This is a genomic window from Pseudomonas sp. R11-23-07 (genome assembly GCF_003852295.1).
Lineage (GTDB): Bacteria > Pseudomonadota > Gammaproteobacteria > Pseudomonadales > Pseudomonadaceae > Aquipseudomonas.
Genome location: NZ_CP027761.1, coordinates 243,832 through 260,506, shown reverse-complemented (window position 1 = coordinate 260,506; position 16,675 = coordinate 243,832). Strand labels below are relative to the sequence as shown.

Genomic DNA, 16,675 nt, shown 5'->3' with positions numbered 1-16,675 from the left:
GAAAGCGGCAAAGCCTGACTGCAGCTAGCGAGCAAAATCGCCGTCAAAACCTGATCATCGCCGCCTTAGAGCAGGAGCTGATCACCGTTGATCGATACATTACCGAAGCTCAGGAAGAGCAGCAAAAGATCGAGAAAAAGGCCTTACACCTCGCTCATGACGTTTTGGAGGAACAGTGGAATGAAGCGGCCAAGGCGCTGCTCGACGTGGGCGGCGAGCTTTATGCTGCTTCTCGCATGATTAGCAGGGATCCAATATCACTCTTTAATCTCGATATTCCTCAACTAGGTGAGAATTCTGGTAATTGGAAATGGGGTGATCTCGCAGATCGTAGCAGCCAGCATCGCTTGCAAGACTTTCTCGCGATATAGATATCAACCAAGCGGGCTAAGAAGCCGACACCTATCGGCTTTCTCAATTCTGATTTTCGCACCATTAACGCACCCGGTCTAAGCAGATATCCAATTTTTATAGAAATCTCACCTCAATCAGCCAACAAGTATCGCAGCAATATCTTCGGAAGTTGGAGTATTGCGCACCACAGGCAAATCATTGAATTCCTGAAACCCTTCCATTCTTATCCAGCCTTCCACCCACTTTGAACACAACTCCAATAGAAAACTTGAGTCCTTTTCTATAAAGTCAACAATAGTGTGGGCGGCCGGATTTCTCACGCAATCAACGAGCTTTTGTTGCAATGACTTTATATTTTTACTATCCGTAAACGATTCGCAATTTCTCAGCTCACGAAAAGATAGCAACGCAGGAACAACGACCAGTAGCGAAGTAAGTGCCATTTTTTGGTTTGGAGTTGGAACCAAAAATTCGCTTACCCCGCTAAAAAACTCACTGTAATTTGCCTTCGGAAAAGGCTCTGCGGGTTTTTTGTAATCTATATCGCAAAATCCAGAAGCAATGGTTTGCAATATAGCTTCTGGAACATTAACCAAATGAAGAATACGCTGAGAAGGTGACTTCAATAACGACACCTCTTTAACAAACGAATAAATCATATACAAAACTAGAATCCTAACATCTTTATTCGCAGCTAAAGATGTAAGCGCGTCAACTTGCAATCTATTAATAGCCCCCTCTCCATTATCAATAATCAAATCAGCCCATTCTGACACTGAATGAATCCACTCCAAGATATCATCTGGTACGCGGGCGTCAGAATTTATTATATTATCTGCGAGCCTGCCTACAACTGCCCACTCGATACCTAGTAACCCTAATCCCGGACGAGAGAAAAGAGCTGAGCGCAGGAGAACCACGTTTTTAAATACCGTTAACCTCGAATCGTCATCCTCTAGGCAATTAGCAATGTCTCCAGCTTTTTGGTATTCCTCACTACCTATTGCCTGAAGACACTCACCATAGAGAGACCACTTCGGTTGGTCTCTGCGCAATATCTTTCTTGCTAAAATCTGAGAACTACAGACCGTATTACCATCCGCAGTCTTTTTCATCAAAAAAGGAGAGAGAGGGTTGCTTGCTAAAAATGAAACCTGTTGCTTTAGTAATCTACCCACCGCTAAAGTAGACAAAATCAAATTCTGGTCTTCTAGGCCAGCGGCAAAAGAGCGCTCTAAAAACTTATCTAGAGTATCACCGATACGATCAATACACCTTTCGATTATGAAAGAGTCCGGAGAAGACGAAACATCAATCAGAGCGTTATATACTGCGTCTGGACCACCTCCGCGAACATACAACCAATTTGCGCGACCGTTCGTTATACCTCGATCAGTTGCGTACTGAACAAAGTCCTCCCGAGAGATAGGCGTCATAAAAGCCTGATCGTGATTATCACCATACACAGAGTTGAGGAATGGCTGCCCATCTTGCATTAACCGACGGATCATCGTGTAGGTAAGTGGTGAAAAAGCTAGAGTTGTAAGCTGGCCTGCATGCTCAAGAGAACGCATACCCGACAAGACAGATGTCATGCCAGAGTCTTTAATCAAAGCGAAAGCATGGAATCTTTCAATAACAATAATAGGGTAATATCCCGAACTCAATAAGCCTTCAACCGCCAATTGAATTGTATCAGTTGGATAGTCATCGGGATCTGCTTCAAGCTTAATACTCAAAGGTCGGCATAGCCGCTTTGCAAAAGTATTTGCGAAGTGAGCACATGACTGCATACTATCCGAAGTCAAGGCAACACAAACAGGATGATGATCTTTATAGGCGGAGGGCAACTTAAAGTTGCGTAAAGTCCACTCACGAACTAATGTTGAAGCAGCAGTTTCATCACAACCTTGAGGCACCAACAGCAGCATAGATCTAGCTGGTTGCGCACGCCATATCATATCCGCCCGATCCGAAAACCATTCACAACTTCGTCTCATACTGCAACTCCCTGAAGCCTAATATTGTATTCCTGCCAATATTTTTTAGCTCTGAATCCCTCAGCAAAAAGTGGAACTTGGAAACGAATTGTTGATGATGAATCCATGCGCAGTATTTTTAGGTCAACCAAAGCCCGAAGGCGCCTATTCCAAGCTGAACGCTCCTCCAACGCCGCGAGTGCATGATCAATTACAAACGGAACAGTTGCATCTTCCGCAACGAGAGAACTAGCGTTAGCGATACGATAAAGAAGCATCCAAAGCAGGTCTCGCTCACGAGCACTTTCCAGGGCCAACATACTGTCAATTGGCTCAAGAATCTCATAAGACTTAAACGGTAATTCTGCTTTTCTTTCTCCAACTAAAGCTGCCACAGCCATCCTAACGTCTTTTTTTGTTGCAGCCCCGGATCTGACCAAATGCGCAACAGTTGCACCAACTTGCCAGAGAAACTGCGGCATTCCTGCACACAGAGAGAAAGCGTATTCGATAGCTGGCGTTTCGAATTGAACAAAAATTGATACTCGATGAGGAGCAATTAAAGCGGCAGCTTCTTTAGCATCTTTTAATCCTGCCAACTCAATAAGCTGGCTGCTGCCAAAAAATGCGTTCTTATACTCCCTGGCAAAAACGTTAATATGATTGCTACCGGAGAGCAAAATGCCTATTGAACCGGTGGTTTGGGAGATTTCACGAAGACTTTGGAGTAGTTGCTCCAACTCCAGTCTCTTGTTCCCTCCAGCCTGATATGGCGCTACCAAAGCCTCTGCTTCATCAATTAATAAAATAAATCGCTCTGAAGGCGCGCCTGTCCAATCTAGGATTTTCTCACTCAGCGCTATAAGCGAGTCAGATAGACTTTCTTCGTCGAAGCACTCCTGAATTGCCTTTCTTGCAGCTTTCCAGTCGCCATCAAATTTTTGACGAATTCGTGTGCACAAAGCATGATTTTGATCAGTCGCGGAAAGGTTGGGTCGTACAAGCCCATGAGAAATAGCGCGAAAAATAGTGGCCGACACAGAACGATCATGATCTACAAACTCTACTCTTCGCTCAGCCAAGGAAAGGTAAAAGCTTATTGCTGTCGAATTACCCGGTTGCCGCAAACGATTATGAAATGCAAATAGCAGTGAGGTTTTCCCGATACGACGCATACCAGTTAACAATACTGGACTAGGCCGCCGTGCGGAAACCAGCACTTGATTCAAACACTCTAACTCATCATGCCTACCGATGAACGCCTCCTCGACTGCAGGAGTATTGCTTACACCAGGATATATATCGAGCAAAGTATCAGTATTCAGATCAGTACCGCTATATCCCCTAGAGTCGTAGGAGCGAACTCTACACACGATATCCTCTACAAAAAACTCATCTGTTACTGTTTTGGCACGGACCCTTACTCTTACACTGTCGCGAGGATTACTTCCTTTAACAAACCACGATGAACCAAATTTAATTCGCAGTGTAAACTCACTAGCGAAGTACAACGGACGACTTGAAAGCTCAGAGCGTAACGTATCCTCTTCAAAAACGGCATCATCACCGTCAAAGAGAGTAGCCTCCAACTTTACAGGTACCAGACCTTGTGGTGTAACCACAATTGGTAATTCGAAGACAGCACCCTTAGTCGAGTCCCTTAAGCATAACTCCCCCTCACATTCAACGCTGAGGTTAGGCTTCACTACCTGAGCTGCCGTAGGTAGCTCTTTAACAAATGTTCTAAAAGGTAAACTTTTCGCCGCGGTGACCACTTGATCTGCAACCGACTGCGCCACCGGTATGAGATCTGGTCGGTTTGAGGCCACCAGCCTTAACTCAAAAAGCTGGGAAAGGCGAGCAGCAATGGCGGGATCGAATTTAGCTGCAAGCCTACTCAATGCGTCAGACGCACCATGCTCATATAGAAATGTTAGAAGTGGTGTACGGTAAGTATGAGGGTCATTTATGTTCGTCGCAGCATCCCAAAGCCGTTCGGCTATCTGGATGCTCAAACACCCAGTTAAAAGCGCCTCCAGTACCTTCTCAACACGATACTCTACTCCAGTTACCAACATTTTCCTAAAAGGTGAGGATCGTCCCAATATCTCTGTCCATGCGCCGTTAGTTGCGGGCACGCGAGTCATCTCATCCCCGCTATCGGCGGCAACGACACCACTAAGCACACGAAACGCTAGATCCACTCTTCTTGATTCCGGAAGTAGTGTAGTGTATTCGTTATGTGTGGAAAGCCATGTCGCAGCTGACGCCAGCTTGTCGACTAAATTGACACTAGGCTTTTCTGCTTCATCCGAAAGAGCTTGAAACACATCAGTCATATTGAACAAAGACGTCGCTTTTTCACTTCCGCTCGCATCAAACCTTGCACAAATTTCACTTGCTTCTAACCATTGCTCTCTTTTTACAAGCCTCATAACTTCCAATGATGCTTCAGAGCTATCTTCTCCTGGCTCATTTTGAGCATTCAGCCTACGTTTTCCGAAGTTCGAGTAATGGTTATCGTCACCTGTCCCGTTCTGGTCGATAGCCAAATCAACGAGTTCATGAGGCACCTCTCCGGTCTCACGCAGCTGTGTTAAGCATAAGGCTGGACGAAGTGCATTAACAATAATCGCGGAAACTTCAAATATCCGATCCATAGCTGAATTCAAACTATCAGCTTCTTCTAGCTGATGTATTGATCTCGAACGCTCCACTACAAAGCCTATAAACCACTCACAGACTATATACGAAGCACGTTGCTCAGAAGAAATATACATAGGCGCTGATCTCGCCCATGACGCTAGCACTTCGGCTGGCTCGCGGACAAAATCCGAAAAATCAGCAGCCGTATCTGAAGGCAGCCACCGATCAGGGTTTTGATTACCCTCTTTAAAGGTCGAGATTACGCTGGCAAAGCTACCGGTGGCATTGTCAATATTGTCAAGGGCCTTCTCAACAACTGTTAGATGTAGTCGCTCTAATGAATGAGCGTTCATAACACTCAACCAAAGCATTTCTAGTTGCGCATCAATTGGCACTGGATCTTCCAAAGTAGTGCCAATCAAGCCAAAATAACGTAAAAGAGCCAGCCGTCTCTCCTGATTCTGATTTGAATCGAAAGAAACTACCTTATTAATATCGGTGGTTATTAACTCCAATAGCTCTAGATGCTCGCTCGCAGCGGTCAAATCGAACAAGTCTAAAGCTGACTTATATAGGTTATATTCCTCAATCCCCTCCAGAGTGCTGTCACCATGCTCAATAATCAACTTACCCACCCTCAGTGCGAGGGCGTCGACCTGCGGAGATACAGCATCCAGCACATAACTACTGACTGCTTTATCATTCAGTTCCTTGGCAAACTTTATTGCACCTTGATATTCTTCATACTCTAGTAATTTTTTAGCTATCTGCATCCCTTCAGGCGCATTCCCTAAAGCCCGCCAATATAACGATGCAACAGCTACATCCCATGAAGAAATTGAGGCTTCAAAATAAAATTCGGGCAACTCTATAAAATCTGTGGCCCATAATGTATTTTCAGAGGTCCATCTAGAACCTTCAATATCCTCAGATTTCCCACGCAATGTTGGAATACTATTCCCACTGGCCGGATTGCTGAGCAGTTCTGCAACCTGCCCCTCTAACCATTCCAACGATCCAATCTCGTCAGAACTTCTCAGCTGTCGGTGCAGTTTTCTAAGTTTCGACGCGACACTCTTCAGTCTGACATCGGGCCTATGTTGTACTTCAGAGACGAAGTCTCTCAACAAACGATCCATTTGAGAAACATATCGAGTTAACTGTTCTCGATGCCGCTGTTCCAAGCTATCATCTGGACGCTCCTCTTGAAGTTCAAAAAACAACCCATCTGTAAAATTTTCACTTTGAATGTCCTCAATCAGGACTAGAGCCTGTTTCACCACTGGCTCGTCATTTTTGAAAGCGGTCTTTAGCAACTTATCTCTAGCCTTCTCCTTAAGCCTTCGGAAGTTACCTCGCATTGTGACTGGTGCATTGGCAAATTCTTTTAAAGCAGAGCACGCACGTTCATCATTGGAACACTGCCTTATCAAACGCGAAACATCAGCACCAGTTGACAACAAACTCGAATTTACCGATATCAGCTCCGCAAGTTCATAAACGTTACGGCCAACCAACTCAACATCATTTAGACCGGAAGAGGGGTCGAGTATTTGCGCAACAGGCTCAAATAAAAATATATCCCGAAAACGCTCAACAGCAACAACTCTTCGAAATGTTAAATTTGTTTTTAGAACTGCGGAACTAGGATCAATAAAATGCAGCAGAGCTCTTCTTTTTTCAACAACCACTGCGGCCAGAATAACGTCCATTACGCTACTGGGAATCATACTCGTCTTATCTAGCGCTGCTCTTATGAGTATTGCATCACCCACTAACCAGCGATCATTACCATCCGGGTCGATTAGTGAACTTAGCTCTACTCCATCCAACCCCAAAATACACCGTCTTAAAAGTGCCGGAGGTAATGCTTTCAAATACTCATTAAACGATTCTCTAAATGAACTCCGCTCGCACCTGTCGCCATTCTCTGCGCTTATCGAATTGATTAATCCTTCCAATTTCGATAGATTCAAAACACCGCCAAGTGAACCCTTCCAAACCTCAAGTTGATTAAATGAAGGTTTTAGTTCATCTAAGGCGTTTTTTATTCTGCACAACAACAAAAAACTTGCCACCAACTCCTCGTCGCTCGCCGGAACATGCTTACTCCAAGTTTGCTCAGCACCAACCCTATCAAGAATCAACTCCCACTGCGCAGCGTCTTGCTCTTGTACCCTCAAGCGACATTTGACAACATTTTTAGACGATTCTCTCGCTTCCTGCACGGCACTTGAAAGAGCTCTCCACCTATCGTCTGGAATAGTAATAAGATCTGAAATCATCCCTCCATCCCATTCAGCGACCAACTCTTTCGACTTAAATAAGGCAGAAATAGCAGAATCAAATTCCTCAACATATCGCAATGAGTCAGAATCAGGCGGCCATTCATCACTTGATTTAGATACCCCCTTCATAAGCTTAGGCTGTTCGATGTTATGTCCAACATCTTCACAATCAATGTCGATTGACTCGCCGCCTTCAAACTGCACTCTCGCCAACCCATTTAGATGGGTACAGCCTAACAACTGTGCCGTTTCTACTAGCAACACTTGCTCATCGAACGATTTAGACAATGAAGCATACACCAACACGAGCCTGGCAAACTCGATACTATCTACTGGCTTAGGACACGGTGTTTTTTTAAAACCCTCAGATAATAACTCCCCTGTTAAATACCTTTCTCTTTCAAGTTCATGCCTTGGCTGAGCACAATCCAAAAACCATCTAAATAGAGGGTTTAACTCACTATCCTCGTGATAGCTATGACCTATGAGTTCCCCAAAAGTACTGCCCGGTTCCAAAACACTATTTTTTTTGCTTACACGACCGAATCTGCCTAAACTTTCCCTATGAAAGGTAAGTTCTTTAGCTCTAATACGGGAAGAGTATAGGGTTGCGAAAGCATTTGCCATCGCAGTATCTCTTTGGATCGTGTCTCTATGAGTAGTTTTTAAGGCCTGAGGAGCGTAACGTTTTAAATGAGCTCTAATGGCTCGCCGAACTGTTGCGGCAGGGCAATTAAAATAAGCAGGCCACAATTTGAAAACAACATCATATAAGTGTTGAGGGGGAAATATATCAGAAGGAAAAAAACCATCAGCAGAAAAAGGCCAAATACCAACGTATGGATGACTATCTCTGGAAGCATCAAACTCAATACAAGAAATTTTATTCATATGCCCTTGCCATAGTTAGCAATTGACTTCGCTTAAGATCGACCGCCCGCTGATGCCGATCACAATTTATTGTATATGTGGCTTTTTTAGGCGCGTTCAGCCAATTTAGCCAATGCCGAGAACAAAATCTACAATATTCATGATTAGCGCCCTCTTATCCTAGGCCTAAGAAAAGCTACACACTGAACCCGAAGAAGTAATGACATGTTTAAGCCGTAAAGGCACACAAAATTACGTCTTAATTTCAACAGTGTTACACACTCTCGACATTTCCAACACGGGCGTAGCGGCTTCGCCGAATTCGTGCAACGTTAAAAAATCAAATTAATCAACGAGTTAAGTAAACCGTGACACACGTGTTACATGTGAACACCTATTGCACTTACCTTGAATGCTGAAAGCACGTGCCCGCCACACCCACTCCCTGCGAGAATCACGCGATCAGCGCGTGGGAAGCTTTCCTGCACCTTCAGTCTCTAAAAATGACGCAGAGGTGATCTGGTGGAGTGTTCACCATCATCAACAAAAATTTTAATCGTACCAATGGAGCAGAAATGGTCTTTTTCTGTGGAAACCTTTCAATTTCAACAATTGAAATTTCAGTAACTTTAAGTTCCTCCCACAAACTCAATCCCGCGGGTTTCATGCCCCGTGTGAAGCTAAAGCTCTCAGGTTCCCCAGCCTGATTTCCTCTCATCGAAAGGTGGAGCCCGCGAAATTCGCTTGGTAGGCTCGAGCGCAAAGCGCCTGCCCACAACACCCGGATGCTGACTTTAGCGTTACACGCAGGAGCAGCGGCACATCGGGATGTACGCTATGTCGCTCAACTGTGTAACAGGCATGAAAGTCAATGAAACTGGGCGTTTGGTGAGGGCGTTACACTCGTAACACCGGTTACAACAGTTTTGGAGGGAGGCTGGATATGTGCTCTGATGCTGCCTTTCCAAATTGGCCCTACATCACATTGTTGGCCTCTAGGGTGGGTAATTGCACTCCACCTGAACACCCATTTGCATTGCACTTGCCCACTCATTTGCATTCGACTTGACCAGTCGTTCGCATCGGATTTGACCAGCACACTTGGCGGCCCTGATTGGCAGAAGTCGACCCAAATCTGGCGGTGGCGGCAGGTAGAAATCGGCCGTGAGCATACATTCAAGAGGCGACGTCAGTGGGACTGCTGCTAAGCACCTCATAGGTCAATCCAGCCTCAAAATATGACGCTCTCCACTCAAGGAATACTACTTCTGGCTCGCACAACAAGAGAACGGTACACCCAGCCTCCCCCATTGAAACCCTTTCCACCACAGCGATATCTCCAGGAGCCGCCTCCCGAGAGTTCATCCAGTCCCTGAGTACCACCGCTGCCCGGTCAATAGTGATCAGTTTTATGATACTGCCCTTGGAAAGTGTCATACCGTCTAGCCTAAACTCGTGAACGGATCTGGTTTGTAAACCTATTTGGAGATTTAAGGAAGATCTGCTCCTGGCCGTTTTTTGCCGATCAAGGCCACCCAGTGTGCTGGTCAAATCCGATGCAAACGACTGGTCAAGTCCATGCAACTACGCATCTAGGGAATCAAGATGATCAGCGCGATTTCCGATCATCAGGTGGTGAGGACAGCTGATATGCAATGCGACTGGCTCGAGGTAGATTGACTACCTGACAACACGGCGGGAGAAGATCATGGAAGACACCCCTTTGCTTGCGTCATTGCTCAAGCGCATGAATGAAAACCAACTGGCCCTGGGGCAGCTATCGAGGAGCTGTCAAACTGGGTTGAGCAAACAGGATCTACAGAAGTGGCACAGAACATTCGAGGGGCACTGGATACCCTGGATGGAAATGCAGGATTTATCACCCTTGCGCTTGCCTCACTTGCGGCAGAAGGTTGAACGAAGAAGTAACTACTCAGCTGAATGCCAACACATCAGCAACCATTTGGTGTTGCTTTACCTACCTCGAAAAAGTGGCCAGAAGTAAGCGCCGTGTATGCCTAACCGAAGAACCACCAAACATACCCAATGAATACGCGCCTTTTAACGCCCAGTTCAAACGACGCCGTGGCACCAGATACGAATGCAAAAGCCCCAGCCCGAAAGACCTGCGGCTTTTTCGTGTATGCCAATTCAACGCTTCCGCAACGCCTCCAACCTCCCCGGCAAATCCTCCTCCGGAAAGCGCTTATGCAGCGCCAGCAGCTTCTCATCAGCTGCCTTGCTCTCTCCCGCCTCACGCAACTTCACGATGGCCTGCAGCTCCTGCTCCAAAGACGGCAATGCAGCCGGCGCGGACTTGCTGAGTTTTACCGCTGGCGGGGCCGCCAGTGTATCTGCGGTTTCAGCCTGAGCCGGCGCACTTTCAAGTCTGGGTGCCGCAGCCATTCGGGCCATTGGCGCGGGGGCGGAGAAGGCTTGGGGCGTTGGCTGGGCGGCTTCTTGGTGGTGCAGGGCGGAGAATGTCGCGGTGGAGATTTCGGGCTGCGGCACGGGGGAGCGTGTGAGCACGCCGATCATCAGCGCTAAACCTGCGACGGTGGCGAATGCCATTTGCCAGCGTGGGCGTTGGCAGGCGTGCAGCCAGCGTTGCCACAGGTTGAGTTGTGGCGCCGGGGCTTCGCGGCGGGCGGTGTTGAGGATGAAGGCGTCGAGGGACGCGGGGGGTTCGCCGGTGCTGTGTTGACGGTAGTGCTGGAGCAGTTCGTCGTCTGGGGTGGGTCGAATGTCAGTCATACAGTTACCTCCTCCGCCAACAAGCGCCGCAATTTCTGCAGGGCGTAGCGCAGGCGGCTTTTTACGGTTTCCAGCGGGGCGCCGGTGAGGGCGGCGATTTGGGGGACTTCGAGTTCGCCGTGCAGGCGCAGCAGGAAGACTTCGCGCTGGTCTTCGGGCAGGTCTTGCACGGCGGCGTCGAGGCGCGCCTGGTCGCGGCTCAGGCTCAGGTGTTGCTCGGGGCCGGCGCTGTGGTCGGCCTGGGCGTGCAGCTGCTCGTCGTAGCTGTCGTGCAACGGGTTGTGGATGCCGTGCTTGCGCCAGTGGTCGATCAGGCGGTTGCGTGCGATCTGGAACAACCACGTACGAAAACTCGCCCGGCCCTGTGGCTGGGTGGTGCTGCGGATCAGGCTGAGCCAGGTGTCCTGGTAGATTTCCTCGGCCAGTTCGGGTTTGTTGCACAGGGCCAGGAGGAAGCGGTACAGGCTTTGGCGGTGCTGGGCGTACAAGGCTTCGAAAGCAGCGGCGTCGCCGGTGCGGTAGCGGGCCAGCAGCGATTCGTCGCTGGGTGGATCGTCTGGGACGGCCATGTGCTGGGGTGAACTCCTTTTTGTCAGCCGAAGCAGGATTGACTGTGGGAGGGGGCTTGCTCCCGATGCGGTGGGTCAGATAGCACATTTGGTGCTGATGTACCGCTATCGGGGGCAAGCCCCCTCCCACATTTGGACAGTGTAGGATTTGAGATCAGCGTTTCAGGCTTTGGGCCAGTTCCACTAGCTGTACGAACTCGTTGCGCAGGCCGAACGGGTCGTCGCCGCGTGCAGAGCGGGCCAGGTTGGCGGTGTCCTGCAAACTCATGTTGCCAGTGTAGCGGCCATCGCCCTTGAGCTGTTGGGCGAAGGCGGCTACGGCGGCGCTGAAACGCAGGTCGTCGCTGGGCTTGGTGGATGCTTTACCGACGGCCCGTTCGATCAATTGGCTATCACCGCCCACCGCAGGTTTGTAGCGTACGCGCACCGTCGCCAGTTCGGCCGAGGTGTTTTCAGCCGCAGGCGCTCTGGCATAGCGCAACGGCTCCAACCAGCCCTTCTCGCCCTTCGGTACGATTTCGTACAGCGCGGTCAGCGTGTGCCCTGCGCCGATTTCGCCGGCATCGACCTTGTCGTTATTAAAATCCTCACGTTTCAAGGCGCGGTTTTCATAGCCGAGCAGGCGGTATTCGCTGACTTGTGCCGGGTTGAATTCCACTTGCAGTTTCACGTCCCGTGCCACCACCGCCAGCGTTGAGCTGAGCTGGTCTACCAACACCTTGCGGGCTTCGCGCAGGTTGTCGATGTAGGCGTAGTTGCCATCACCGGCATCGGCCAGTTGCTCCATCAGGTGCTCGTTGTAGTTGCCCACACCGAAGCCGAGGGTGGTCAGCGAAACGCCGCTTTTGCGCTGGTCGACGGCCATTTGCTTGAGGCTGTCGAAGTCGCTGATGCCCACGTTGAAGTCACCGTCGGTGGCGAGCAGGATGCGGTTGATGCCCTTGTCGATAAAGCCTTCGCGGGCCAGTTGGTAGGCCAGTTCGATGCCGGACGCGCCAGCGGTGGATCCACCGGCAGTGAGTTGGTCGATGGCGTTGCGGATGGTGGTTTTGTCACGCCCGGAAGTCGGTTTGAGCACCACGCGGGATTCGCCAGCGTAGACCACCAATGACACGCGGTCCTGATCACGCAATTGATCCACCAGCAATTTCAGCGTGCTTTTCACTAACGGCAAACCTTCGCGACGGTCCATGGAGCCGGACACATCCACCAGAAACACCAGGTTGGCCGGCGGCAGGTCCGCCACGGCGCGGTCGGACGCTTTGATGCCGATGCGCAGCAGTTTAGTCCGTGGGTTCCACGGCGTGGCGGCGACTTCGGTCGTAACGCCAAAGGGTGAGCCATCGGTAGGCAACGCGTAGTCGTAGGGGAAGTAATTGACCATTTCCTCCAATCGCACAGCGCCTTCGGGCGGCAGGCTGCCTTGGTTGAGGAAGCGTCTGACGTTGGCGTAGCTGCCGGTGTCGACATCCACGCTGAAGGTGGAGACCGGGGTTTCGGCGACGCGATGAACCGGGTTGTCGGGCAGGTTGGCGTATTGCTCGCGGGGTTCGCTGCGGTAGTCCATGGTCGCCGTCTCGCGCATTTGCATCGGTGCAGGCATGGCCATGCGCTTGACCAATGCGCCCTGGGCCGGCGCACGCTGAAGTTCGGCGGCGGGCTCAGCCGGTTTCGCCAGGTCAGGCGAGGACGACAGCCCGCATCCGGCCAGCGCCACCAGCAGGGTAAGGGTGAAGCCTTGGGCAGCAGGACGCAGGGAAAGCAGAGGGCGGGACATGGGCTGAACCTCGTGAGTGAATAGTCCGTTCACAAGGTCAGACGCGGGGAATGTGGGGTCCGGGTTAACATTCTCGATTTAGATAACGCCAGAAATCAGTGTGGGAGGGGGCTTGCTCCCGATGGCGGTGGGTCAGCCACCAGATGCAGTGGCTGACACTAAGCTATCGGGGGCAAGCCCCCTCCCACATTTGATCTTCATTGTCTGAAGAAAAGGGTTACTTCAGTCCGTGCCGTATTTCGGGTTGCGCGGGCCGTAGAGGATGCCGGTGCGCTGCCCGGCCGAGAGCAACCGGGCGCTGGTGATACCGGCAATCGGGTGCGCCGCATCGGTGGAGCTGTTGATCACTTGCTTGACCGCCGCTGTAATCAACATTCCCACCAGGCCACCGCTGTTATTGTTGCCCTCCTCGCTCGACGCACGCGCCGTGCCGGTCCACAGGGTGGTGCCGGTGCGCAGGTCCACCAGTTTGGCCGAGGCGGTCACGGAGGTGTCGCTGGAGATCAGCATGTACTTGGTGCCGTACTCGCTGACGGTGATGTACAGCGCGGCGTCTGCACCAAAGATGTCATGCAGCTTGGCCGGCAGTACGGCCTGGATATCGTTGGCGGTGGTCAGGCCGTTCTGGCGGAAGGTTTCGTCCACCAGGGCGATCGGCAGCACGTAGTAGCCGGCTTCGGCCAACGGGTAGGTGACTTGCGACACCAGGCTGTAGGACGCCTGCACTTCCGGTGACTCGTTGATCGGCGGCAATACCAGGATCGACTTGGGCCGCGCCTGTTTGTAGGCTGAGTAATCAAACGTCTTGGGCGCCGCGCAACCGCCGAGCAAAGCCAGGGCCAGCAAGGCGCCGGTGAGTTTTAACAGGCTCATTTGGTGGCGACTCCGGTCTTGGCGTTTTTCAGCAAAAAGTCCATGTAGGCGGCCGACTCAGGGAACAGCGCCTTCTCGGTACGAAACTCCTGCACCATCTGGTCGTCCTTGCCCATGTTCATGTACAGCATGCCCAGGTGCGCGTGGTAACCCGGCGGCGCCTTGCGGCCGGTGGCGTTGATTTTTTGCAGGTCGCGCTCCAGTGCCTCGACCTGCGCTTCCTTGGGCTCACCCTTGAAGTATTCGTAAACCTGCGGCTGGTAGCTTTCCCATTGATACAGGGGTTGGGGCGCCGTCTGGCACCCGGTTACCGTCGCGATTGCTGCCAGCGTCAGCGCCAACTTCACTGCCTTGCTCATCCGTGTACTGCTCCTTGAGGTGTTGCTGATCAGTTACGTGGGTTCCAGGCGCCGGCATTGATGCCGTCCACCAGGCGGTTGATCGCTTCGCGCATGGCCAGGTCCAGCACCTTGCCATTGAGGGTGGAGTCGTAGCTGGCGGTGCCGCCGAAGCCGATCACTTCACGGTTGGAGAGCGCGTACTCACCGGCGCCCTGGGTGGAATACACCACTTCGGAGGTGTTGATGTTGACGATATTCAACGCGACTTTGGCGTAGGCCACTTGGGTCTTGCCACGGCCGAGGATGCCGAACAGCTGGCGGTCGCCGGTTTCCTTGCGGCCGAACTCGGTCACATCGCCGGTCACCACGTAATCAGCGCCCTTGAGCTTCTGCACGGTGCCTTTGATTTTGGCTTCCTGGGAGATTTCGCCCATGTTGTCGCGGTCCAGCACGCTGAAGCGGTTGGTCTGCTGCAAGTGGGTGATAAGGATGGTCTTGGCCTGGCCACCGAGGCGGTCGACGCCGTCGGAAAAGATACCGCGCATGTAGCTGGAGCGGTTGTCGAACTTGCCCACGGCAATCGGCACGCGCACGCCGGAATAGGCCACGCTGGCGCTGGCGACTTGCTCCACCGGCATCGCGCGGTTGCTCTCGGTGGCGCAACCGGCCACGGTCAACAGCGCCACGGCGGTGAGGCCCGACAGCAGGATTTTGGACAGTGTCTTCACGTGTTGCTCCTAAAGTGAGATATCGGCAGAGCGCAGGGCTGCGGCCATTTTCGGGGAGGGAAACACGTGCGTCTGTATTCATCCCTGAACCTGTCGTGCCGCAACGGCTGCGGCATTTTACGGGGTTGAGAGCGGTTCTCAAGGTGTTTTGAATAAACGCAGGGTTAAGTGATGAATGGGGCTGCTGAGGGAGGGAAACCGGATCGGCCTAAAGTTCTGAGCCGACGTGCCGAGACCCTGACCTGGTTCATTCATTAATAGGGATATTGCGTGTTGAAAATCCTCTTGCGGGCAGCCGCCCTCGTTGCCGCGCTGTCGATGACGGGCTGTGTGTCCTACACCGTCACCGGCCCTATCGGCGCCCCGTTACACCCGGCTTCTGTCAGCAGCCCGCGCAGCGCGCAAATCGCTGATGTGACGGTGAACGCCGCCGACGTCAACGACGCCAACAAAACCGCGATCAGCCGTTCGTTGACGTTGCAGCTTAACCAGTACGTGCGCGCGGCCGGTTACTTCAAGCAGGTTACCGAGTACCCAGTGCGCCTGGGTGAGCAGGATGTTTCGCTCAAGTTCAACATGACGTCGCTCAAGGGTCATCGCGGCGTACACCCGGGCTATGTACCCGGCGCCTTGCTGACGTTGACGATCTGGATCTGGGTCAACGGCCCGATCTACGTCGACACGTTCGATCTGGCCGGCGACCTGGTGATCGTCGACCGCGACGGCAAGGAACTGGCCAGCAGCAAACAAGAGGTCAAGTTCGAGCGCAACGTGGGCCTGTACGGTCGCGAATACTGGGCCCCGACCATGGGCGCCAAACAACTGAACGAACTCGTCGCGCAACTGCTCGACACCGCCACCGCCAAACTGGCCAAACCGTAACCGCAAGGAGCATCACATGAAAGGATTGATCAAGCACAGCCTGGTACTCGCGGCCGTCTTGCTGACGGGCTGCGTGTCTTACTCGCAACACGAACTGCCACCGGTACAAACCTGGCCACCGACCGCCAACGCGCCCGCACAAAAACCTACGGCGTACGTGCGCACCACCGGGCTGAACCAAGTCAACGGCGGCCCCGCCAACGCCGCTGCCGGCGCACCCGCCGCCCTGTGGGAAAAAGCCGTGGCGGATGGGTTCCGCCAGTCCAACCGCTTCGCACGGGTGAGCACCGACAAGGTTGACTCGGACATCTACGCTGACGCCACCCTGTACAACAACGAACAGTTCAGCATGGCCTCGGCGATCATCACCGGCGTGACGTTCTTCATCATCCCGTCCACAGCCAAGAACACCTTCACCCTGGAAACCGTGTTCAAGGACAAAGACGGCAAGGAATTGGGCCGCGTCAAGAAGAGCGAGTCGGTACGCACCTGGATGCACCTGGTGCTGATCGTGGGCATCCCGTTCCAGGCAGACACCCGGGAAGTGGTAGAGGCGTTGACGCGCAGCACGCTGGATGAGGCGGTACAGCGCAAGTTGTTCTGACGGATTCACA

Annotated in this window: 10 protein-coding genes and 1 pseudogene; 3 read left to right on the top strand and 8 right to left on the bottom strand. The window is 51.8% G+C overall.

Annotated features, from left to right (window positions below):
• Window positions 1-488: 488 nt before the first annotated feature.
• Window positions 489-2,285, bottom strand: coding sequence for a hypothetical protein (locus C4J84_RS01020; protein WP_124434788.1), 1,797 nt, complete (start codon window positions 2,283-2,285; stop codon window positions 489-491).
• 65 nt (window positions 2,286-2,350) lie between these two features.
• The gene (locus tag C4J84_RS01015) at window positions 2,351-8,158 is read right to left on the bottom strand and encodes an ATP-binding protein (RefSeq protein WP_124434787.1); all 5,808 of its coding nucleotides are present in this window, start codon (window positions 8,156-8,158) and stop codon (window positions 2,351-2,353) included.
• A 1,687-nt stretch (window positions 8,159-9,845) separates the two neighbouring features.
• Between C4J84_RS01015 and C4J84_RS26355 the strand changes: the two are divergent.
• Window positions 9,846-10,054 (top strand): annotated as a pseudogene (locus tag C4J84_RS26355) (hypothetical protein).
• Window positions 10,055-10,288: 234 nt separating this feature from the next.
• On the opposite strand, the gene C4J84_RS01000 reads toward C4J84_RS26355, so the two are convergent.
• The 6 genes from C4J84_RS01000 to C4J84_RS00975 form a co-directional block, all read right to left on the bottom strand.
• The gene (locus C4J84_RS01000; RefSeq protein WP_124434785.1) at window positions 10,289-10,891 is read right to left on the bottom strand and encodes a hypothetical protein; all 603 of its coding nucleotides are present in this window, start codon (window positions 10,889-10,891) and stop codon (window positions 10,289-10,291) included.
• Complete coding sequence (locus tag C4J84_RS00995) at window positions 10,888-11,460, bottom strand: RNA polymerase sigma factor (RefSeq protein ID WP_124369159.1); 573 nt, start codon at window positions 11,458-11,460, stop codon at window positions 10,888-10,890. The genes C4J84_RS01000 and C4J84_RS00995 overlap by 4 nt, the downstream gene beginning before the upstream one ends.
• Before the next feature lie 154 nt (window positions 11,461-11,614).
• A complete protein-coding gene (locus C4J84_RS00990; protein ID WP_124369158.1) occupies window positions 11,615-13,237 on the bottom strand; it encodes a VWA domain-containing protein in 1,623 nt (540 codons plus the stop codon).
• A gap of 222 nt (window positions 13,238-13,459) precedes the next feature.
• A complete protein-coding gene (locus C4J84_RS00985; protein ID WP_124365367.1) occupies window positions 13,460-14,110 on the bottom strand; it encodes a DUF799 domain-containing protein in 651 nt (216 codons plus the stop codon).
• Complete coding sequence (locus C4J84_RS00980; RefSeq protein ID WP_124365366.1) at window positions 14,107-14,469, bottom strand: DUF4810 domain-containing protein; 363 nt, start codon at window positions 14,467-14,469, stop codon at window positions 14,107-14,109. The genes C4J84_RS00985 and C4J84_RS00980 overlap by 4 nt, the downstream gene beginning before the upstream one ends.
• Before the next feature lie 29 nt (window positions 14,470-14,498).
• Window positions 14,499-15,179: a CsgG/HfaB family protein gene (locus C4J84_RS00975; protein WP_124360727.1), complete on the bottom strand. Its 681-nt coding sequence runs from the start codon at window positions 15,177-15,179 to the stop codon at window positions 14,499-14,501.
• Between the two features lie 270 nt (window positions 15,180-15,449).
• On the opposite strand from C4J84_RS00975, the gene C4J84_RS00970 reads away from it, so the two are divergent.
• The gene (locus tag C4J84_RS00970; protein WP_124365365.1) at window positions 15,450-16,061 is read left to right on the top strand and encodes a hypothetical protein; all 612 of its coding nucleotides are present in this window, start codon (window positions 15,450-15,452) and stop codon (window positions 16,059-16,061) included.
• A gap of 16 nt (window positions 16,062-16,077) precedes the next feature.
• Window positions 16,078-16,665, top strand: a complete 588-nt coding sequence (locus tag C4J84_RS00965; protein ID WP_124369157.1) for a hypothetical protein — start codon at window positions 16,078-16,080, stop codon at window positions 16,663-16,665.
• The last annotated feature ends 10 nt before the right edge of the window (window positions 16,666-16,675 follow it).